The following is a 20601-nucleotide window of genomic DNA, read 5'->3' as shown; positions in this document are numbered from 1 at the left end:
TCCTCCTATGAGCGAGGAAGAGAATGGATGTAACGCAGAGTGCGCGGAGCCGCTAAGATTCGCAGAGAACACGGTTCTATGGACTCCTATACTCTGAGCCTCAGCCTCCTCTGCGTTTCAAAAACATTTCCCCCCGAACGAATACATTTCATCAAAAGTTCCCTAGAGAGCCATGTCTGACAACAGAACCACCGCCACCACGGGCCCGCCGATTCGTGCTTTGATCGTTGACAACGATGCTGCGCACGCGGAGACGATGGCAGATAGTTTGTCGCGGGTGGGATATGAGTGTACGGTTGCCACGACGGGTGCTGAAGGGGCGGATCTACTGGAGAATGGTTCGTTTGAGATTGTGGTCAGCGATCTGAAAATGCCTGATGTGGGCGGGCTAGAGATCCTCACCAAAAGTCGGGAAGTGCTGCCCGACGCGGAAGTGATCCTGGTCACTGGCCACGGCACGATTCAATCTGCGGTCGAAGCAATGCAGCAGGGGGCGTTTAATTATCTCCTCAAACCGCTGGATTTAAAGCAGCTTCGCGCGGTGGTGGACAATGCGGCGCGCAATCAACATTTGCGGCGGGCAAACGCCGAACTGAGTCGTCGCTTGGACGAGAAGTTTGGCTTTGAGGGAGTGATTGGCAATAGCCCCCCGATGCAGGAAGTGCTCGATCGCCTACGCCGGATTGCTCCGACCGATGCGACGGTGCTCATTCAGGGAGATACGGGTACCGGCAAAGAACTGATTGCCCAGGCAATTCATCAAAACAGCCCTCGTAAGAATCGTCCCTTTGTGGGACTCAATTGCGCGGCGCTGAGCGAGCACATCCTTGAGAGCGAACTGTTTGGTCACGTGAAAGGTGCCTTCACTGACGCCAGTGCCGATCGCATTGGCAAATTCGAATATGCGAACGGAGGGACGCTGTTCTTGGACGAGGTTGGCGACATGCCTCTCCCCACTCAGATTAAGCTCCTGCGAGTTTTGGAAAGCAGCGAAATCACGCGTGTCGGTTCCAACGAAAACATCAAAGTCAACGTTCGAATCCTCTCTGCAACCAATCGTGATTTAGAAGATGCCATCGCGGCGGGGACTTTTCGTGAGGACCTCTATCATCGGCTCAAAGTTGTGACGATCACGCTGCCCAGTCTGTCGGAGCGCACGCAGGATATTCCCCTGTTGATCGAGCATTTTCTCAAGATGCATAGCCAGCGACATCACAAAGAAATCAAGAGTATCACGACTGCGGCGCGACGCAGGCTGATGAGCTACGATTGGCCGGGCAATGTTCGACAATTGAAGAACATCCTCGAGAGCATGGTTGTAGTCGATTACGATCACGTGCTCGATTTAGACGATTTGCCGGAGGAATTGTCGGCTGGAAGCCCCCCGAATTCAGAGATGGGGAGCAAAGGCCTCGCAGGTCTGGTAGGCAAACCACTCTCCGACATCGAGGCACTGTTCATCGCCGAGACATTAGAATTCACCGGAGGTAATCGTGAGGAGGCCGCCAAATTGTTAGGTATCGGTGAGCGAACCCTCTACCGCAAGATTAAGGAGTATCAGTTGTGAGCTTTGAGAGTTAGAATCTCCGGGCGCTAACGCTTACGGCTCGCCAATCTTTTATTCCGCAATCTGCACTCCGCACTCCGAATTCAAAAAATGCCCACCATTCGCCAACTATCTTCAAATGTCGTCAACAAGATCGCCGCCGGCGAGGTGATCGAGCGTCCGGCGAGTGTCGTGAAGGAGTTGGTGGAGAATAGTGTCGACTCGGGAGCCACGCGGATCGATGTGACGATCGAGCAGGGGGGGGTCGAGCTGGTACGCGTGACCGACAACGGGTGCGGTATCGCGGCCGATCAATTGCAACTTGCAGTTGCCAGTCATGCCACGAGCAAGATCGCTGACGCAGACGACTTATTTCGTGTGGGCACGCTGGGATTTCGCGGAGAGGCGCTGGCCTCAATTGCGGAGGTAAGCAGGCTGGTACTGCGCAGCAGGCCGGCCGACTGCGAAGCGGGGGCGGAGTTAGAAATCGTTGGTGGACGTGCCGAACCGATTCGACCGGTAGGATGCCCCGCAGGTACCACCATTGAAATTCGACAGCTTTTTTTCAATACTCCCGTGCGACATAAGTTCATGCGCACTACCCAGACCGAAATGGGGCATATCACAGAGGCGATTACCCGACTGGCGTTGGCGGCACCGCATGTTCATTTCTCACTGACACATGGCGGTCGGCTGGTACATGATTTACCTCCTGTTTCGAATTTGCGAGAGCGGATTGGCTCGTTGTTTGGAGCGGAGTTGGCAGACGGGCTCATCGAGATTGAAAGTGCCGATGAGCACGGTGATCAGCAAATTCGTCTCTCGGGGTATGTTGCCAATCCGAGTCACAGCCGCGGCAACAATCGCCTGCAGTATTTGATTCTCAATGGCCGCGTGATACGTGATCGGTCGCTGCAACATGCCTTGGGCGAAGCCTACCGTGGCCTCCTGCTTACGGGTCGCTATCCGATCTGTTTCTTGAATCTGGAATTATCGCCATCGCTGGTGGATGTGAATGTGCATCCGACGAAACTGGAAGTCCGTTTTCAGGATGGGGGGCGGATTTATAGTCAACTGCTGGGAACACTCCGGTCGAAGTTTTTATCCACGGACCTGGTTGCCCGTGGCTCCTTTCCCGGTCGAGAAAGTAGTGAGTCGGGTGACCTCGCTGCGAACAACCCGGTCGAGGCGAGTGAACTCTATGCTTGGGCCAAGAATCAACTCGGCAGATCACCTACCGTCCAATCCGAGTTGACGGGGTTTTCGACAGAGGGGACATCCACGAGTTCGGAAGGATTGCGGCTGCATGACTTTATTCAACCAGCGAGTGGCGCCAGTCTTCCTGCGATGCCGCAATCGCAAGACCGAAGATTGGATGCTTCCGATTCCGCTGTGCCTGCCCCACTGGGTACTCCCCGGGCACTGCAGATTCACAATCGCTACCTTGTTGTAGAAAATGAGGATGGATTGGAGGTCATCGACCAGCATGCACTTCACGAGCGAATCCTCTACGAGCAACTTCGTGACAAAGTTGCCCAAGGGGAGCTCGAAAGCCAAAGGCTTCTGGTGCCAGAGCCGGTGGATCTGGCCGGCAGCGAGGCGGCGGTACTCTTGGAGAATCAGGCGCTACTCTCCCAGTTGGGATTGGAGCTGGAACCCTTCGGAGGGGAAACGGTTCTCGTGGCGGCCTATCCGGCCATGCTGGCCAACTTCAGCCCGCGAGAGGTACTCGGCAGCCTGGTCGAGCAATTGCAGGCCGAGGGAAAACGCCCTGAATCAAGGGATTTGCTCGATGAATTGATGCACACGATCGCCTGCAAGGCCGCGATCAAATTCGGCGATTCGCTGACACCTGGGGAGGTCGAAGCCTTGCTGGCCCAGCGTCATTTGGCTCAGGATCACCATCATTGCCCCCATGGACGGCCGACTGCCCTAGTCTTTACCCGAGAACAATTAGACCGACAATTCAAGCGGATTTGAAAATTCGTCGCACTTCTAGCACAATGGGAATGCTTGGTAATGACGAAGGACGGAAATACCCAATGACGAAAGAAGTCAGAATTACGAATGTCTAAGCTGGCGCATCGTTCGACCTTCGTTCTTACCCATTCCTTTTGTGCTTAGGTATTTCCGTCATTCATCATTAGGATCGCACGTTATTTTGGCATTTGATTTTAGCCTTTCGGAAAAGAATTCTCTCAAGGAACCCCTCCTCCCATGATCTGCGTTGCCATTGGGCGAAGTCGTCATAAACACATTCTGGCCGAGCATCGACACCTATGTGAGCAAGGTGCCAAGCTGGTTGAGCTGCGCTTGGATTACGTCACCAGCAAGATCAATGTTCGCCGTTTGCTTGCCGAACAAAACGATCTCGATTGCCAAATCATTATTACTTGTCGCCGCTTAGAAGATGGTGGGAAGTGGACCGGCAGTGAAGAAGCGAGGCAACTTGTCCTACGCGAGGCCATCGCCGAGGGAGTGGACTATGTGGACATTGAAGAAGACATCGCTGGTCAGATCCCGCGATTTGGTAAGACGAAGCGAATCATCAGCTACCACAATTTCCGCAAGACACCTGAGAATTTGCGTCAACTGCACGAGGATATGTCGAAGCTCGACCCCGACATCATCAAGATTGCCACCATGGCGAATGATCCCCATGACAACCTACGCATGTTGGAGATGATGTCCGAGAGTGAAATTCCCACGATCGGAATGTGCATGGGAGACGTCGGAACCCCTTCACGAATCCTTGCTTCGAAGTTCAAAGCACCTTTTACTTATGCCACGTTTCACCACGAACGTACATTGGCTCCGGGGCAGCTAAGCTTTCAGCAGATGAATGAGATCTATCGATACGAGCATATCGGACCAGAGACTCAAGTTTATGGTGTGATCGCTGATCCGGTCGGCCATAGTCTGAGCCCTCATGTTCACAATGCAGCCTTTGATGCTCGTGAAATAAATGCGGTCTATTGTCCTTTTCGTGTTCCCTCGGACGATCTTGAGCAGTTTATGGAAGATGCCCCGCGACTGGGAATCAAGGGACTGAGCGTGACGATTCCTCATAAGGAAGCGATTGCCAAGTTTCTCACGAAGGTAGATCCTGCAGTGAAGAGCATTGCGGCAGTCAATACGGTCGTATTCGATGGTAGTGAAGTCATCGGATACAACACCGACTACAACTCCGCCATGGATTGCTTGGAACATGCCATGGGTGGTATTGGAGTGAAGCCAAGTCCGCTGAAAAACCAGCGTGCCTTGGTCTTGGGAGCGGGAGGAGTTGCCAGGCCGATTGTGTATGGACTCAAAAGCCGGGGTGCGCTTGTGACGATAGCTTCGCGGACCAAGCAGCGTGCCGATCGACTGGCCGCTGCTTTCGATTGCAAGGCGATCGACTGGGAATCTCGCCAGCGGGCTCAGTGTGACATTCTCATCAATTGCACACCGATTGGTATGCACCCGAACGTCGATGAGTCGCCGGTGAGTAAGACGTTCCTGAAACCTTCGATGCTGGTGTTCGACACGGTGTACAATCCCGAATCGACTTTGCTTGTGAAAGATGCTCGGGCACGCAATGCGGAGGCAATCACCGGCGTTGAAATGTTTGTGCGACAGGCGCGGCTGCAGTTTTACCTTTTTACCAAGCAGGAAGCACCTCCCAACCTAATGCGCGACGTATTGAAGAAGGCGATTGGGCCGATTGGGATTGGGCGGTAGACGAGCCGGGAGCGATGGCGAACGGAGTTGTTGACGCTAAGCCGTAAGGATCGTACAACGCGCTCTGCTGCGCTGCGCTCCGCATCGCGGCTAACAAGAAGGCGCCGCGAGCGCGGCAAACCAAGGGAAACGATGCCACCGATTGATACACGCTCCATTGCCCTAATTGGACTCCGCGGGACGGGGAAGACGACCGTCGCGCAGCTTCTTGCTCTGCGCACTGGGTGGGACTGGGTGGACGCCGACGTCGAAGTAGAACTGAGCGCTGGCAAGTCGATCGCGGCGATTTTTGCCGACGATGGGGAAGCGGCATTTCGTGATTTGGAGGCCAAGGTGGTGTCCGAGCTTTGTCGGCGCTCACAAGCGATATTGGCCCTGGGTGGTGGGGCTGTCTTGCGGAAGGAAAACCGCGATTGCCTTGCTGGCTGTCAGGCGGTGGTGTGGCTCAAAGCCACCCCCGAGACCCTCGCTGGGCGGCTGGAAACCGACTCCACGACCGCCGAGCGGCGTCCTAACCTGACTAATCACGGCGGTCGTACCGAAATTGAGGTCCTCCTGGACCAACGAGATCCGATTTACCGGGGGTGTGCTACCCTTGAGGTCGATACCGAAGAAAAGCAGCCTGCCGAGATAGCCGACGAAATATACGTGGCGCTGGTGGGCTGAGCCCCACCCCTAGGCCCTCACCTGAGTTACAGGAGGGGGGACAGGGACGACTCCCACCCTCGACTTGATGCATGTTCCCGCTCGCTGCCATTCAGTTTTCTCTTATGCAACTCGGCGTATTCTTCGTCGGTGCTGCCTTGGGTGCGCTTGCGAATTGGGCCATCTATTGCCTCGCCTGGAATCCTCGACCAATTTCTCCTTGGGGGCCAATCCCTGACGGGGTGCCATCGCGGCGTTGGTCGGATAGGTTACCGGTTCTCGGCTGGAATGGCATGCGGCGTGAGAGCACAGTGCATGGTAGTTGGTTTTGGGGCAGACCGCTTCTGATTGAACTTAGCATGGGAATTGGTCTTGTACTCTTGTGCTGGTGGGAAGTCGACCAGCGTGGACTCGTGCTTGGCCAGCTCCAACAGCTTTTGCAAGATGCACAGGTTCCACTCGCTTTTCCCAGAACAGCAATTCCACTCTCGGCAGTGTGGCCCACATTCTGGAGTCACGCGATCTTGATCACGCTGATGGTTGCTGCGAGTTTTATCGACTTCGATGAAAAAATAATTCCCGACGAAATCACTGTGCCCGGGACGTTGATCGGACTCTTGTTGGCTGCTTGCTTGCCCATGAGTTTGCTGCCACTGGGGACTTTCCCACAAGCGCCGCCTGAGATTGGTATCGAAGTGCCCTTGCCGCAGATAGCCATCGGACTGAAGGCTTATGTGGAACCAACTCTGCTTGCTTCGCCAAACGAATGGTCACCGCAGTTTCGGCCGGCACCTAATTGGCGTTCGTTAGCCCTGGGCCAGTTCTGTTGGTGGCTATGGTGTTTCGCTCTAGCGCCAAGAATCTGGCGAGGGCGGCGAGGAGTGTGGCGAGCGACGAGCGTTATTTGCCGCCGGGTCCTTCGTGAATTCTGCCGCCCGCCGCTCGGGGTAATTGCTTGGGGCGGTGCGTTGGCCATCGCAGCCGTGTGGTGGTGGGGTACGGTCGCCTGGATGGGGTTGCTCACGGCACTTGTCGGGTTAGCAATGAGTGGTGCCATGATCTGGATCGTGCGCATCGTTGGCAGCGCTGCCATGGGTCGCGAGGCGATGGGTTTCGGTGACGTGACACTCATGATGATGGTCGGCACCTTCCTGGGCTGGCAAGCATGTGTCATCGTGTTCTTCGTAGCCCCCTTTGCAGGTTTGATTGGCGGACTGATGCAGCTCATCACCAAACGTGATGATGTGATTCCCTACGGACCGTTCCTTTGCCTGGGGGCCTTGTTCGTCATGGTTTACTGGGCAGGAGTTTGGAATCGCGTGTCCTTTGCGTTTCAACTCGGCTGGCTTGTGCCGGCAGTGTTGTTGTTTTGTTTCGTGATGTTGGGCATCTTGTTGTTCATCTGGCAGCAGATCAAGCGACTGTTGTTTGGACAAGCGACAAGGATGGATTGAAATGACTTTTACTCGAACACTTTCTTGTAGAAACCGCGATGAATGGCTGAACGCCTTGCCTGCGATTCGTGGCGGTCGCTATGGGGTGATCGAAACCGCGGCAGGAAAACTCGTGGCAATCCACTTGCGACGTTGGCCCAAACTGCTATCACTGCCCGAGATATTGCCGGTAAGCCGCGATTATCACGCGCGTGGGGCGGAGGATCATTGCTGGCTGTACTATAATCAGCCACTCTCTTGCCCAAATTTTCTCGCGTTGAAGTATGTCGTCTCCAGCCAAAGTACGAGTATGGCAACCGCACTGGCCGCCGCCACCGCACTCGATGCCATCGCCGAGGCAAAGCGTTCCGATGCCATTCTTTGCGATGCGGCCAACAGCCGTCTTTCGGACCGGTTTCTTGCTCGCCAAGGTTGGGAAGCTCACAAGCCTCAACGCTGGCATCGGAATTTCATCAAACGATTCTACGGCGACTACCCGAGGATTGAATTGCCTTTAGAAAGCGTTGGCGAATGCGCTGCTAGCATTCTAGTGGCGAGCTGATCTTGTTGGGGCGGGTGACGGTTGCTACCGTTCCGGCCACTCATCGCGGTGCTGACCGTGGGAGGTGTGTTCGCGCTATCGACAATTCCTCGTCACTCAATGCGATCGTATGTCAATTCGCTGCCTCATGTTGTTCTCATGCCTCGCGTTGCTTCTGGCAACCGGGTGTAGTCGGCTTGCGTACAAACCGAACCAGCAGGCAGCCGCTGCAGCCGACCAACAGATGCAGTTAGTGGCACAGCAGAATCAGGAATACCAAAGCCGAGCCCAATCGCTCGATCGCGATAATCAGGAACTCGAAGCAATCCTGGCCCAGTCGCGACAAAAGGTGCAACTCTTAACCGACGAGATCAATACGACTCGCGATCAACTCCGCGCGACGACAGATCAGTTAGTCGCCTTGCGTGAAGACAATTCGCAACTTCGAACGAAAACATCGGCGTTGATGGCGTCGGCCAGCCAACGCGAGCAAGGCGAGATTCGGGCCAACAACAGTATGCTTAAGAACCTGGCATTGGCTGATTTGCCGGGGGTGCAGGTGCGCCAGGATGGCGATTTATTGCGGGTAGAAATCCCCGCGGATCAGCTGTTCATGCCGGGGAGTCCTTATTTGAAGGACGATGCCAAGCAACTGTTGGCCAGCGTCGCCATAGATCTGCGGCAGAATTTCCCCGAACACATCATCGGCATCGAGGGGCATACGGACGACTCTTCTACCCATTCCCAACAATTCCCTTCAAACCACCACCTCTCTGCTGCTCAGTCACTCTCAGTCTACAACGCCCTGATTGAGCGGGGAACATTGCCTGCCGTCCAGCTATTCGTCATCGGCCACGGTGGAAATCATGCGGTGGTTTCGAATGCCACCGAGGCGGGCAAGGCACGCAACAGGCGAATTGAATTCGTCGTCTATCCTGAGCGAATCGCCAGTCGCTAAATGTGAGCCATTCTTTCTAGTAGCCGTGGGCGGAAGCCCATGGTTGAAACTGGCAAAAACCATGGGCCTGGCGCCCACGGCTAGGAAATAGAGCATCGAACTCCTAGAATGTGTTCTCTGCTGAACTTTCCTCCCTCTAGTGGGTCCATTCACAATATGATCGCGATCATTGACTATCAAATGGGCAACCTTCGCAGTGTGCAGAAGGGGTTTGAACGTGTTGGCCACGCGGCGGCTATCACGAGCGATCCGGCGATTCTAGCAAAGGCTTCCCACATCGTGCTTCCCGGTGTCGGAGCATTTGCAGATGCGATTGCCGAACTCAAACGCCGAGAGCTAGTTGGGCCAATTCGTGAAGCGATTCAAAGTGGTAAGCCGTTTCTAGGTATCTGCCTCGGTCTGCAACTCTTGTTTGAGCACAGTTTCGAAGATGGCGAGCATGAGGGACTGGGAGTGCTGAAGGGAGAGGTCTGCAAGTTCCAAGTTCCAGCTCAGTACAAAGTTCCACACATGGGGTGGAACGAAGTAAGTTTCAGACGGAAGGCACCAATCTTTGATGGCATTGCCGAGGAAACATTTTTCTATTTTGTGCATTCCTATTATGTCGTGCCTGAAGATTTGGAAGTCGTCGATGGCCAGGCCTCTTATCCTGCTCCCTTCTGCGCAAGCATCTGGCGCGAGAACCTCTTTGCAACACAATTTCATCCAGAGAAAAGCCAGAGCGAAGGTCTTCGTGTACTGAGTAATTTCGCTGAGCTGACCTTAGCATCCTGTCATTCCGAAGGAGCTTAGGCGTCTGAGGAATCTACGTTCAACTAGAAATGGCCTTCAAGTCGTGTTGGCAATGTGACCCCGGATCCCTCTGGTCGCGGAGCTCCCCTCGGGATGACAGAACTTTTCGCCCATGGCCATAAAGTTGGGGCATTCTGCTGTGCCTTGAAATCGCCTCTGTTCTATGCGATATTCTAGGTCTATCGGTTATCCCTATCACCTCAACATACGGCGGCTACAGAATGCAAATTTGGCCTGCGATCGATCTGTTGGGGGGGAAGTGTGTGCGACTGCAGCAGGGCGACTACGGCCGTGAGACGGTCTTCTCCGACGACCCTGTGGCAATGGCTCTGAAATTTCAATCCGCCGGTGCCAAGTATCTGCATCTGGTCGACCTGGATGGTGCCCGTGACGGCCAGCCCACAAATCACGAAATTGTCCGCGAGATCGTCGCGGCGGTTGACATGCAATGCGAACTTGGTGGAGGTATCCGTAGCGAGAAAACAATAGACAACTTATTTGCAACCGGTCTGCATCGTCTTGTTCTGGGGACTGCCGCGTTGGACGATCCTGACTGGTTGCGGGAAATGGCCAAAGCGCATCCGGAACAGTTGGTACTTGGAATTGATGCAAGGGATGGCTACGTAGCTACTCATGGCTGGCTTGAAGTCAGCGATGTCCGGGCAACCGACCTGGCTACTCAGTTTCATGACGTTTCCTTGGCGGCCATCATCTACACGGATATTGCTACCGACGGTATGCTCCAGGGACCCAATGTACCAGAGATGGAAAAAATGCAGAAACAGGTCAGCGTGCCGGTCGTCGCATCCGGTGGCGTTACCACGATTGAAGACGTCCGCGCGTTGGCCGATGTCGGATTGGCGGGAGCCATCGTGGGGCGGGCATTGTATCAGGGCACTATCGATTTATCCGAAGCCATCGAAGTGGCCGAGACGGGTGTTATTGCGTCTTCGAAGGATCAATAGGAGTTCAATCACCTTATATCTACCACCTAGTTATTTTTCTTTTCTTCAAATTGGCTTTGCACGTCTTATACCTATTCAGTGGGAGCAATCATGGTCAGAAATGTTGCGGATATACGGAACCTTGCTATTTGCGGACATGGCAACGCGGGGAAGACTTCGCTGGTCGATCAACTCTTGGTGCTGAGCGGAGCCGTGAATAGCAAGCCGAGCGTGGAAGCCGGCACGAGCATTTGCGATTTCGATGAAGAGGAAAAGCATCACAAGCATTCCGTCGAGGCGAGCGTTGTCCATTTCGATCATGCAGGCAAACGAATCAATCTGATCGATACGCCCGGCTATCCCGATCTGGTAGGGCAGATGATCGGGGCACTGCGTGCCGTGGAAACCGCTTTGATTACTGTGGACGCCCATGCAGGTATCAAGGTGAACACCCGCCGGGCGTGGAACGAGGCGGGCAAGGCAGGGTGTGGGCGAATCATTGTGCTGACAAAACTTGATACCGATAATATAAACTTCGCGGAACTGGTGGATTCGATCAAGGAAGTATTTGGCACGGGCTGTGCGCTGCTGAACGTGCCACTTGGGCTTGGTGATTCAGTTCATGGCGTTGCCAGTACATTGGAGATTCCCGGCGACGTGGGCGATGCAGTTATCGATCCCAAATCAATTCATGAAGCGCTCGTCGAGTCGATTATCGAGGTCGATGAGGCCGTGATGGAACGGTATTTCGAGGGCGAGATGCCTGCCACCGCTGAATTGACCAAGTTGATGGTCCAAGCGATTGCAGCCGGGACACTCACACCGATCGTCTGCGTCTCGACCAAGAAAGAGGTAGGACTCAATGAATTGATGGACTTGCTGGCCAATGTGGCATTGCCTCCCGATGCAATTACGCGTCAGGGCACCAAGGATGGCGATACCGTCACACTCAAGCCCGATCCGTCGGCACCGCTATCGGCCCAGGTGTTTAAGACGCGTATCGACCCATTTGTGCACCGATTGAGTTTCTTACGTGTCTTCTCCGGAACCTTGAAGAAAGACGCCACGATTGAAGTTGCTGGTGCGCGAAAAGGATTCAAGATTGGGCCGCTGTTGAGTGTGCAAGGCGAACACACAGAACCGGTTGATGAGGCAGGCCCTGGGGAGATTGTCGCGATTGCAAAATGCGAAGATTTGCATACTGGCTCGTCGATTGGTGAAGTCCAGCTGCCACCGCTCAAATTTCCGACACCTATGGTGGGATTGGCGGTTGCTCCCAAGACACGTGGGGACGAATCAAAGCTTTCCGGGGCGCTGCACAAGATTACCGAAGAAGACCCGACCATCCACATCGAGCACGACGCCGAAACCAAGGAGATGGTACTCACCGGCATGAGTGATTTGCACCTGAACTTAATTCGCGAGCGGCTCAAACGTCGCGATCATGTCGAAGTCGAAGCCAAAGAACCCAAGATTCCCTATCGCGAGACAATTCAGACTAACGCCGAGGGAAGTTATCGGCACAAGAAGCAGTCCGGCGGGGCAGGGCAGTTTGCGGAGATTCACGTGCGGATGTTCCCGCTACCCGAAGGAACGGACATTGAGGAATTCGCTACGAAGGATCGCTTTCCCCATCTTAAGTCCCATCACTTCGAGGAGCGAAGCCATTTTCTATGGGTTGATTCTGTCGTGGGGGGAACGATCCCAGGCAATTTCATGCCGGCCATCGAAAAAGGATTCCACGAACGGATCAAGCAGGGGGTCGTCGCCGGCTATCCGATCCAGAATGTGTGCGTCGAAGTCCACTATGGCAAAGACCACCCCGTCGATAGCAACGAAACAGCCTTCAAAATTGCTGCTAGCCGTGTGCTGGCTGAGGTCTTCAAACAAGCGAAACCGGGTTTATTGGAGCCGGTGGTCAACCTGCACGTTACCATTCCCGCCGACAACGTCGGCGATGTCTCTAGCGATCTCTCAGGTCGACGCGGCCAAATGGTCGGCATGGATACGGTCGGCGGTGGTATGACTACGATCGAAGCTAAGGTCCCACTGGCTGAGGTCTCCACCTACGCCCGCACTCTCTCCTCGATGACCGGAGGGCAGGGGAGCTATACGATGGAGTTTTCTCACTACGACGTCGTGCCGGGGAACGTACAACAGGAGATTATCTCGCAGGCGAAACTCAAGGAAGATGAGGATTGAGGGGAGTTGCTTAATCTGTGATGGATCTCAACGCGATTATTTGAGCTGATATTGCGAAAGATCAATCAAGGTCAGTGGGGCTGAGACCTCGTTGTGCCAGATGGCGGATCGATAAAATCTCAACTCTAGTTCCTGCGATGCGATAGAGCGCCCGGTGGGTCTTGTGTTTACCGCTCCCATAGCACAGTTCACGGAGTTCGAAGTCGAAGAGATCATTCTCAGCGGCGAGTTCACCACGATGTGGGTTTTCTTCCAAAGTCTCCAGCGCATCGAGTAAGCCATCGTACCAATTTGCAGCTATCTCTAAAGATTGAGAGGTCTCAGCATACCACTGAGCGATGGCAAATAGTTGATCTGCGGCTTCGTCAGTAAGCTGGAGATAGCAGGTCATTGTCGACGTGCCGGGAAGCCGATGGCCTCACGGATACTTGCGTCGACTGCGTTCAAATCACGCATGCGCCCGGCCTCAGCGTCCTCGATCCCGCGGTGAAGCGAGTTCAGGGTCTCTATCTGCTCTCTTTGGATTCGCCACTTTTTAACCAAATCTTCCAAGCCTTGCCCTGCATCACAATGAGGCAATTCTTGGCTGGCGAAACTGTGGAAGTTGTCAATGTCGCTTTGGGTGAGAGACATAAGAAACCTCTTTTACGAAGTTATCGTAATGAACCTGCTTAAAGTATACTTTGATTGGTCGGACTAGTCCACTGAGAGCAAGATTGATAAGGTCGCTGCATAACAAGCGATTTACTTTCCAAGCAAGGACTATTTGCGATTCAGACAGACGCCGTGCGAATGGAGGAATTTGGGTAGAAGCAATTCTCGTCCTCTATAGATATTGGTCAATTAACCCAGCTTCCTCAGGTCGCAAAACTCCCCTCGGGATGACAACGCCCAATTTCAGTGGAACAATCGCACTCCTGCCACTAATACGCTATTATATTTTCTCTACCTTCCACCTCGCCCATTTCCTGAGCCCCTCATAATTCTTCGATGAACGCCCTGATTGAATTGGACGAGATTTCGAAGAACTATGGCTCGTTTCGGGCATTGGATCGGGTATCGCTCAAAATCGAGTCGGGCATCACGAGCCTCTTGGGTCCCAATGGGGCTGGCAAGAGTACACTCATCAAGGTCTTGCTGGGGCTATTGCGAGCGACGACAGGCACTGGGCGACTGATGGAATTTCAGCTCGGTCGCCAGAATCGTCAGATTCGCGAACAAGTCGGCTACATGCCTGAGGATGATTGCTATCTCTCGGGACTCTCGGGAGTCGAATCAGTGCAGCTCTCGGCACAGTTGTCACGTTTTCCTCGCCTGGAAGCGCTCCGTCGCGGCCACGAGATTCTCGACTTTTGTGGCATGGGGCAGGAGCGCTACCGTACGGTGGAAACTTACTCGACCGGGATGCGGCAGAAGCTGCGCTTTGCGCAGGCATTGGTCCACGACCCACCGATCTTGATTCTCGACGAGCCAACGTCTGGGCTCGATCCGGGTGAGCGGGAATCGATGCTCAATCGCATCAAGATTCTAGCTCGCGAAAAGGGAAAGGCAGTGCTCTTGTGTACGCACATACTTCCCGATGTGCAAGCGGTGAGCGATGCGGTTGTGATTCTGGCCAGTGGCCGAGTACGAGTTTCCGAGCAACTGGAGCAGCTAAGCGTGCCGACAGAACCTTCACTAAGAGTAAAAGTTCTGGGAGATATCGACGCATTTCAATCGCAGCTTGAACAGGCTGGACTACCCATAAAAACCGGTGTGAATGGTGCGATCACCGTCGAGGGGCATCACGAAGAATTGGCGGAGCGGATTTGGCAATTGGCACGTCAAGCCGGTGTGGGAGTGCGGAGCATCGAGCCTTCGCGCAACTCGCTGGAGGAAATCTTTCTCACCGCAGTTCGGGAGCAACCTGATGGCCATTCATGATGTGGGCTACCGAGTTTGGCAAGGCACACTTGCCTCACCCTGGACTCGCTGGCTGGTGATAGCCAAGGCAGGAGTGCGCAGGACATGGCAGAGCAGTTGGCTGAAACGGATGATGTTTTTTTCCTGGATGCCAGCAATTATCTTTGCGTCGGGTTTTCTGATGTGGGAACAGTCGTTGGTGAACCAAGAAATGTTGCCTCTCCTTGAAAGTGCACTGGAAGAAGAAGTGAGGGTTCCCGACATCAAAGGCTTTACGGATGGGCTGCGGGTTGAAGACGAGCGGGCTGCAAGACACAGTGTATGGTCTTTGCTTCTGTATTACTTTTTCCGATACCCTCAAGGGGGGATCATGGTACTCATGGTGGGAATAATCGCTCCGCCACTGGTTTCGCAGGACGTGCGTTCTCGGGCGTTCCTGCTCTACTTCTCGCGACCTATCGCCCGCTGGCAGTATGCACTGGGCAAGATTGCCACGGTGTGGTTCTATCTATTGATGATTTCAGCCGTGCCTGCCCTGTTTCTATATGTGCTCGGTGTGTTTATGTCGCCGAGCGTCAATGTGATTGCTGATACTTGGGATCTTCCGTTTCGAATCATTGTTGCATCTGCAGTGCTAATGGTCCCTACAGCAACCTTGGCTCTCTGCTTCTCATCGCTTACAGAAGAAAGTCGCTACGCAGCGTTTGCCTGGTTTACCGCATGGATTTTGGGTTGGTTTACTTATGCAGTAATGACTGCTGTGGAGCTTGGCCACACGGAGAATCCAGACACCACCACACTTGAGAAATGGGCTCCCGTCTCTCTGTACCACACCCTAGGAGAAGTCCAAAGCTGGGTTTTTGGAATCGCCACCTTCGAACAAATCAAATTTGCAGTGCTCATGTTGGTCGTAATCACGGTTGTTTCGACCGCGGTTCTTTTCCGGAGAATTTCCGCCCCAATGCGTGCTTAATGTCATTCCATCGAAACAGCTCTCGTCCAAGGACGACCAATACACGAAGCTTACGCATCCGGCTCGCCTTCCAATCGCCATGATCCAACTCAATAGTGTTACCAAGCTGTATGGCACCGTAATCGGCGTCAACGATATGACGCTCGATCTGCCTGCTGGCGCGTACGGACTGCTGGGTCCCAATGGGTCGGGGAAGACAACTCTCTTGAGTCTCTTGACCGGTCAGTTGGTTCCGACAATTGGAAGCGTGCGAGTGTTTGGTCAATCACCGCGGAACAATGCTGAGCTTTTTCACCGATTAGGGTACTGTCCAGGCAGCGAAGGTCTCTATGCCAATGTGTCGGGGTTGGAATGGGTTCGGTATTTGTGTCAGCTGCAGGGGTGGAACTCGGCTGATGCACGCCGAGCTGCTGAAGCGGCCCTCGCCACAGTGGGGATGACCGCAGCGATGCAGCGGCCGATTGCGAGTTATTCGAGGGGAATGAGGCAACGGGTGAAACTCGCTCAGGCAATTGCCCATGATCCCGACCTTCTCATTCTCGACGAACCATTCAATGGACTCGACCCGATTGGTCGCCATGAGATGGGGGAATTACTCAAAGAGTGGATTGCCGGGGGAAAGTGCTTGCTCCTGGCAAGCCACTTGCTGTATGAAGTGGAGTCGATTACCGACCGATTCTTGCTCATCAACGGCGGGCGATTGCTGGCCTCCGGGACAGCGGCTGAGGTGCACGCATTGTTGGTCGATGCTCCTAACGAGATCACGCTGCGCACCTCGCATCCCCATCGGTTGGCCAGTTTGCTTGTGGAACACAAAGTGACTGATTCTTTGCATGTCAGTGACCATTGCGTCGTGCTCTCAACAAAACATCCGGGGCAACTCTACGAGCAGCTACCACAGTGGTTAGCCGACGAGAAAATCGCAATTACAGAGATGCACTCGGCAGATGAGTCCTTGCAGGCGTTGTTCGATTCGCTCTTGAAGATCCATCGGGGAGAAGTATTGTGATCGCCAGGAGTGTGGCAACTGTGTTCTGGTTCGAGTCGCGGCGGGCGATGACTTTCTCGCGTTTACTCTGGTGGGGTACGCTTACGCTTTTTCCCTCGCTGATTATTGGCATGATCCGCATGACCACTGCTAGTGACAACTATCCGCCCGGAACTGAGGTGTGGACCGTATTCCTATTTGCACTGGTGCCGATGCTGGTGAGCATGCTTGGCACATTTCTGTGGGCGACTCCTGCAATCTCTTCGGAGTTGGAGAGGAAAAGCTGGGTCTATCTCGCGGTGCGTCCGCATGGTACTCCGGCCGTCCTGTTGGGCAAATACTTGGCCACGGTCGCCTGGGTTCTCAGTTCGGCAGTTTTAGGACTGTTGCTCGCGGTGGCTATTGTGCCGTTCGACCGCTGGGAGATCGTTAGAACGATTCTGCCGCTCACATTGTTGTCTTGTCCTGCGTATGGAGCTTTGTACTTGCTGCTGGGAACTCTTTTTCCCAAACGAGCGATGGTCATGGCTGTCGCCTATACACTGATATTCGAGTTGATCGTGAGTATGATTCCCGCCTTGATCAATACCATAACTGTGCAGTTCCGACTACGCACGTTACTGTTTCTCTGGGCAGACATCCCCATTCGTACCGACACAAATGCCCTGCTGGCTTTCATCGGTGAACCACCCGCATGGGAACATGTCGTGGTGCTCATCTCGATCACGCTGGTGCTCTTGCTGGCCGCGGTAGGAATAGTGAGAGAGCGCGAGTTTTCTATGAGTGAAGAGGGGAGCGGCTGAAAGTAGATCAGTGAGTCTTGTTCACAGCCTACGTCTGCCGTCTGCTCGCGATCCATCCCGTAAGCGCTGCGAACAACAAGATCGCAGAAGTTGGCTCGGGTACCACGGCCAAATCGAGTTGGTAGAATTGCGCGGCATCCTGCAACCCGGCAATCTGGATGAGATAGTCGCCAGCCGCGGGAAGGGCAAAGTTGATGAGACTCTCCTCGGCTCCCAGGCCGCCGCCAGTGGAGAAGCCCAGCAAACTATTTCCGGTGCTGTTGTAGAGATAGAGCCGCAGATTGTTCTTAGCCGAGGCATCGAACGGCGTTTCCGTCCCGCCATGAGGTCCTTCGGGATACGTTGGACCGAGAGGTGTCAGCAGAATATCTACGAGACTGGGGCTAGCCACCGAAAACCTGAAGTAGTCGTTATCACCGCTCTTGTTGATGCTGAGAAAGTCGATGTCGGTCGGCGCCACAGCAGCATCGACTGCGTCCGCTCCGAGAGAGACGGATTGGCCCAATGCGAAGCTTCCCAAGGGAGTTGCCAGCGATGGCGAATCATTCCCACCATCTTCTTCAAACCGGTCACCATAGAGTCGGTGTGCTCCCAGGATGTCATCGAACTGGGGGCCATCGATCGAGGTGTCCAGAAAGCCCTCCATGAGGAAATTATGGCCAGCCGAGGCAACATGATTGAGGCCAATTCCGTGGCCAATTTCATGCATCAAGGTATTGCGGAACCGCAAGTAATTGTCGCTAGGATTTCCGAAGCGTCCCGCTTCATCAGTATCGAGGACCATGTCGGAATTGCTGGGGAAATAATTGTAGGCGACGATCGTCGGACTTGTGGAACCATCAATCGAGTGACCGCCAATACGGTGGTCGCCTCGGACCCCCGATACACCCAAAGCACTGGCTAAGGCTGTTGTGGGGATTCCATTGACTACGCCATCATCGCTTGGCTCGTAAGAAAACTTCAGACCCGAGACAGCATCCCAACGGTCGAATGCGCTCTTGATAAGCGGAAACCAGTCACGCTGCGTCAAGTCGGAACCACCAGGACCGGCGCCACCGTGATGAATGCCATCAAGAAATGCAATCAGGTTACTCGGCGACAAGGGTTCTGATTGACCTTGGGGGAGGACCGTTTGATCAGGGACGATACTCCACGACAGGATCGCGGGCTCTCCGAAAGGAGAAAATCCGCCAGATGTGTTACTCCAGCCGCTTCCAACAGTGCGAAAAGCAGCAGGTTCTTCTCCACCACCCACTTGATATTCATCGAATAGCTCGTGGCTAGAATCGGAGTCGTGTGATGAAGTACTAGCGGCTTCGCTGCCTCGAGCGCAATTCGGTAGCACGAGTACAACGATCAAGGCCGCGCTTACGAGAAGAACGCATGTTGTGGTTCGTTGCATTAGGACATCCGTTGCGTCACATGGGAGTCGAACAAGTAATCGACAAACTCGGTGCAGCAGACAACGGAAAATACAATCGGAAAGAAAGTCTTTGACGATCGCTTTGCAATCGGGCGACCGACTTGCTCAGGAATCATAGAGCCTGAGATAACATATGAGCAGCTAGGAACACTACGAACACTCTAAGAGTCACACTAGTAGAAGGTGTGACCAGCAACGTAGTAGGTCCCCATAATCAACTCATTAGACTTGCCTCTTCTCGATGGATTTGTTCCGGTGACTGTCAACGTCGGTTCATTTCTGGATCAGAATGTCGGCTAACCGAGCGTTCTTACCCCTTTTCAGAATAATTGCCGATTTCGGCGAGAGCAAGCATTTTGCTTGATTCAGGCAACACAGCGGGGCCGATTGTAGGAAATCGCTGGGATTCGTAGGCCATTCCTACCAGCCGGCAATTTGATTAAGAAAGGCTTCCCATGCGGCCAGCCTGATAGTCTTGGATCGCTTCGCGAATCTGGTCACGCGAATTCATCACAAAGGGGCCTTCTCCCACAATAGGTTCGTTCAAGGGTTCACCCGCAAGAATAAGGACTCGTGATGGTGTCTCCGCCTGGAGGCTGAGAGAGTCGCCTTCGCGGTCGAGCAAAGCCAATTCAACTGCCCGGACAGGTTCATCGTTTAATAGTACAGCACCATTCTGAACGACCACTACCGTAGTATGACCGGAAGGTACCGGCAGCTCCGTTAAAGCACCTGCATTCAATTGCAGATCCCAAACATTAATCGGAGTGAAAGTCTTTGCAGGCCCAGAGGTCCCAAGAAGCTCACCAGCAATAATCCGCGCCGTGCCTGCACTCTCAGGGAGCGAGATTTGGGGAACCTGCGCGTCAAGAATACCTTGGTAACGGGGCTCCGACATTTTCACTCTTTCAGGCAGATTGACCCACAATTGGACCATCTCGAACATACCGCCGCTCTTGGTGAACCGCTCGCTATGGAATTCCTCGTGCACCACGCCCGATGCGGCAGTCATCCATTGCACATCACCAGGGCCAATTGAGCCCTGGCTGCCGCTGGAATCGCGATGCTCCAACTCGCCTTGATAGACAATCGTGACGGTTTCGAAACCACGGTGCGGATGCTCGCCCACACCACGTTTTACCTCCGCGGGCTCAAATGAATAGGGCCCACCATAGTCAAGAAGCAGAAAGGGGTCGAAGGTTTCTCCTTCGCGATAGGAAAATAGGCTTCGCACCGGAAAGCCATCACCGACCCAGTGTGGTTGAGTGTCCCGAACGATTCGCTGGGTACTTTTTTTCATCGTCTTACCTCCTCGTCCGCGGTCACTTTGCTGAGACCCCAAATTAGATGATCAAGCGAGAAACGACCTGCTCCTGTGAAAAACAACGTTACATACACCGCCAAGTAGGCAGCCGCCAATTCTTTCTTCTGCCATGGATCGGCACCGTGTATCGCGAACATGGCAATGAGCATCGTAAATGCCAGCGGCCCGGCAGCGAATCGGGTTAGCAGACCAAGAACCAGCAACAGCGAACAACCCACTTCAGCGCCAATCGCTGAGATTAGGCTCAACTGGCTTCCCATGCCGAGTGGGTCGGGAAACTTGTCCGCCATCTCGCTGAATCCCATCAGTTTCTGCCAGCCGTGGACCAACATCATCAGGCCGAAGGCAACTCGCAGCAGCAACAACCCAATTTGGGAAGACACTTCTCGATTGATCATTTCAGTTTC

Annotated in this window: 19 protein-coding genes; 14 read left to right on the top strand and 5 right to left on the bottom strand. The window is 54.0% G+C overall.

The window, feature by feature from the left end:
- The first annotated feature begins 172 nt into the window (after positions 1-172).
- From Pr1d_RS19360 to Pr1d_RS19315, 10 genes are all read left to right on the top strand, one after another.
- On the top strand, positions 173-1567 hold the full coding sequence (locus Pr1d_RS19360) for a sigma-54-dependent transcriptional regulator (protein ID WP_148075059.1): 1395 nt from the start codon (positions 173-175) through the stop codon (positions 1565-1567).
- 90 nt (positions 1568-1657) lie between these two features.
- Positions 1658-3526, top strand: coding sequence for a DNA mismatch repair endonuclease MutL (gene mutL, locus Pr1d_RS19355; RefSeq protein WP_148075058.1), 1869 nt, complete (start codon positions 1658-1660; stop codon positions 3524-3526).
- A gap of 237 nt (positions 3527-3763) precedes the next feature.
- Complete coding sequence (gene aroE, locus Pr1d_RS19350; protein ID WP_148075057.1) at positions 3764-5266, top strand: shikimate dehydrogenase; 1503 nt, start codon at positions 3764-3766, stop codon at positions 5264-5266.
- Positions 5267-5398: 132 nt separating this feature from the next.
- On the top strand, positions 5399-5932 hold the full coding sequence (locus Pr1d_RS19345; protein ID WP_148075056.1) for a shikimate kinase: 534 nt from the start codon (positions 5399-5401) through the stop codon (positions 5930-5932).
- Positions 5933-6036: 104 nt separating this feature from the next.
- Complete coding sequence (locus Pr1d_RS19340; RefSeq protein ID WP_210417778.1) at positions 6037-7365, top strand: prepilin peptidase; 1329 nt, start codon at positions 6037-6039, stop codon at positions 7363-7365.
- A gap of 1 nt (position 7366) precedes the next feature.
- Complete coding sequence (locus Pr1d_RS19335) at positions 7367-7906, top strand: hypothetical protein (protein WP_148075054.1); 540 nt, start codon at positions 7367-7369, stop codon at positions 7904-7906.
- Positions 7907-8015: 109 nt separating this feature from the next.
- Complete coding sequence (locus Pr1d_RS19330) at positions 8016-8843, top strand: OmpA family protein (RefSeq protein ID WP_148075053.1); 828 nt, start codon at positions 8016-8018, stop codon at positions 8841-8843.
- Between the two features lie 156 nt (positions 8844-8999).
- A complete protein-coding gene (hisH, locus tag Pr1d_RS19325) occupies positions 9000-9635 on the top strand; it encodes an imidazole glycerol phosphate synthase subunit HisH (protein WP_148076454.1) in 636 nt (211 codons plus the stop codon).
- A 221-nt stretch (positions 9636-9856) separates the two neighbouring features.
- Positions 9857-10600, top strand: coding sequence for a 1-(5-phosphoribosyl)-5-[(5-phosphoribosylamino)methylideneamino]imidazole-4-carboxamide isomerase (gene hisA, locus Pr1d_RS19320; RefSeq protein ID WP_148075052.1), 744 nt, complete (start codon positions 9857-9859; stop codon positions 10598-10600).
- A gap of 90 nt (positions 10601-10690) precedes the next feature.
- Positions 10691-12781 (top strand): elongation factor G, encoded by a 2091-nt coding sequence (locus tag Pr1d_RS19315; RefSeq protein WP_148075051.1) that lies wholly within the window; start codon positions 10691-10693, stop codon positions 12779-12781.
- Positions 12782-12842: 61 nt separating this feature from the next.
- On the opposite strand, the gene Pr1d_RS19310 is transcribed toward Pr1d_RS19315, so the two are convergent.
- A complete protein-coding gene (locus tag Pr1d_RS19310; RefSeq protein ID WP_148075050.1) occupies positions 12843-13172 on the bottom strand; it encodes a type II toxin-antitoxin system RelE/ParE family toxin in 330 nt (109 codons plus the stop codon).
- On the bottom strand, positions 13169-13414 hold the full coding sequence (locus tag Pr1d_RS19305) for a hypothetical protein (protein ID WP_148075049.1): 246 nt from the start codon (positions 13412-13414) through the stop codon (positions 13169-13171). The genes Pr1d_RS19310 and Pr1d_RS19305 overlap by 4 nt, the downstream gene beginning before the upstream one ends.
- 357 nt (positions 13415-13771) lie before the next feature.
- Between Pr1d_RS19305 and Pr1d_RS19300 the strand changes: the two genes are divergently transcribed.
- The 4 genes from Pr1d_RS19300 to Pr1d_RS19285 are packed head-to-tail and all read left to right on the top strand — an operon-like array spanning position 13772 to position 17447.
- Positions 13772-14704: an ABC transporter ATP-binding protein gene (locus Pr1d_RS19300; RefSeq protein ID WP_148075048.1), complete on the top strand. Its 933-nt coding sequence runs from the start codon at positions 13772-13774 to the stop codon at positions 14702-14704.
- Positions 14691-15656: an ABC transporter permease gene (locus tag Pr1d_RS19295; protein WP_148075047.1), complete on the top strand. Its 966-nt coding sequence runs from the start codon at positions 14691-14693 to the stop codon at positions 15654-15656. Before Pr1d_RS19300 ends, Pr1d_RS19295 begins: the two co-directional genes overlap by 14 nt.
- Positions 15649-16665 carry an ABC transporter ATP-binding protein gene (locus tag Pr1d_RS19290; protein ID WP_238476537.1) on the top strand — a complete coding sequence of 339 codons (1017 nt, stop codon included), beginning with the start codon at positions 15649-15651 and terminating at the stop codon, positions 16663-16665. The genes Pr1d_RS19295 and Pr1d_RS19290 overlap by 8 nt, the downstream gene beginning before the upstream one ends.
- Complete coding sequence (locus tag Pr1d_RS19285; RefSeq protein WP_148075046.1) at positions 16662-17447, top strand: hypothetical protein; 786 nt, start codon at positions 16662-16664, stop codon at positions 17445-17447. The genes Pr1d_RS19290 and Pr1d_RS19285 overlap by 4 nt, the downstream gene beginning before the upstream one ends.
- A 28-nt stretch (positions 17448-17475) precedes the next feature.
- Here the strand turns inward: Pr1d_RS19285 and Pr1d_RS19280 are convergent, their stop codons facing one another.
- The 3 genes from Pr1d_RS19280 to Pr1d_RS19270 all read right to left on the bottom strand — a co-directional run bounded on the left by Pr1d_RS19280 (position 17476) and on the right by Pr1d_RS19270 (position 20592).
- Positions 17476-18849: a matrixin family metalloprotease gene (locus Pr1d_RS19280; protein ID WP_148075045.1), complete on the bottom strand. Its 1374-nt coding sequence runs from the start codon at positions 18847-18849 to the stop codon at positions 17476-17478.
- A 460-nt stretch (positions 18850-19309) separates the two neighbouring features.
- Positions 19310-20170, bottom strand: a complete 861-nt coding sequence (locus Pr1d_RS19275) for a pirin family protein (protein WP_148075044.1) — start codon at positions 20168-20170, stop codon at positions 19310-19312.
- Positions 20167-20592: a DoxX family protein gene (locus Pr1d_RS19270; protein WP_148075043.1), complete on the bottom strand. Its 426-nt coding sequence runs from the start codon at positions 20590-20592 to the stop codon at positions 20167-20169. The genes Pr1d_RS19275 and Pr1d_RS19270 overlap by 4 nt, the downstream gene beginning before the upstream one ends.
- Positions 20593-20601: the final 9 nt, after the last annotated feature.

It is taken from the genome of Bythopirellula goksoeyrii (assembly GCF_008065115.1).
In the GTDB taxonomy this organism is placed as follows: domain Bacteria; phylum Planctomycetota; class Planctomycetia; order Pirellulales; family Lacipirellulaceae; genus Bythopirellula; species Bythopirellula goksoeyrii.
Note: the sequence above shows the minus strand (reverse complement) of the source record. Positions and strands in the feature narration are given on the sequence as shown.

Bases quoted from the DNA above. Each gene is read 5' to 3' on its own strand.
- Pr1d_RS19360 (WP_148075059.1), top strand. From the start codon at position 173: ATGTCTGACAACAGAACCACCGCCACCACGGGCCCGCCGATTCGTGCT.
- mutL (WP_148075058.1), top strand. From the start codon at position 1,658: ATGCCCACCATTCGCCAACTATCTTCAAATGTCGTCAACAAGATCGCC.
- aroE (WP_148075057.1), top strand. From the start codon at position 3,764: ATGATCTGCGTTGCCATTGGGCGAAGTCGTCATAAACACATTCTGGCC.
- Pr1d_RS19345 (WP_148075056.1), top strand. From the start codon at position 5,399: ATGCCACCGATTGATACACGCTCCATTGCCCTAATTGGACTCCGCGGG.
- Pr1d_RS19340 (WP_210417778.1), top strand. From the start codon at position 6,037: ATGCAACTCGGCGTATTCTTCGTCGGTGCTGCCTTGGGTGCGCTTGCG.
- Pr1d_RS19335 (WP_148075054.1), top strand. From the start codon at position 7,367: ATGACTTTTACTCGAACACTTTCTTGTAGAAACCGCGATGAATGGCTG.
- Pr1d_RS19330 (WP_148075053.1), top strand. From the start codon at position 8,016: ATGTCAATTCGCTGCCTCATGTTGTTCTCATGCCTCGCGTTGCTTCTG.
- hisH (WP_148076454.1), top strand. From the start codon at position 9,000: ATGATCGCGATCATTGACTATCAAATGGGCAACCTTCGCAGTGTGCAG.
- hisA (WP_148075052.1), top strand. From the start codon at position 9,857: ATGCAAATTTGGCCTGCGATCGATCTGTTGGGGGGGAAGTGTGTGCGA.
- Pr1d_RS19315 (WP_148075051.1), top strand. From the start codon at position 10,691: ATGGTCAGAAATGTTGCGGATATACGGAACCTTGCTATTTGCGGACAT.
- Pr1d_RS19310 (WP_148075050.1), bottom strand. From the start codon at position 13,172: ATGACCTGCTATCTCCAGCTTACTGACGAAGCCGCAGATCAACTATTT.
- Pr1d_RS19305 (WP_148075049.1), bottom strand. From the start codon at position 13,414: ATGTCTCTCACCCAAAGCGACATTGACAACTTCCACAGTTTCGCCAGC.
- Pr1d_RS19300 (WP_148075048.1), top strand. From the start codon at position 13,772: ATGAACGCCCTGATTGAATTGGACGAGATTTCGAAGAACTATGGCTCG.
- Pr1d_RS19295 (WP_148075047.1), top strand. From the start codon at position 14,691: ATGGCCATTCATGATGTGGGCTACCGAGTTTGGCAAGGCACACTTGCC.
- Pr1d_RS19280 (WP_148075045.1), bottom strand. From the start codon at position 18,849: ATGCAACGAACCACAACATGCGTTCTTCTCGTAAGCGCGGCCTTGATC.
- Pr1d_RS19275 (WP_148075044.1), bottom strand. From the start codon at position 20,170: ATGAAAAAAAGTACCCAGCGAATCGTTCGGGACACTCAACCACACTGG.
- Pr1d_RS19270 (WP_148075043.1), bottom strand. From the start codon at position 20,592: ATGATCAATCGAGAAGTGTCTTCCCAAATTGGGTTGTTGCTGCTGCGA.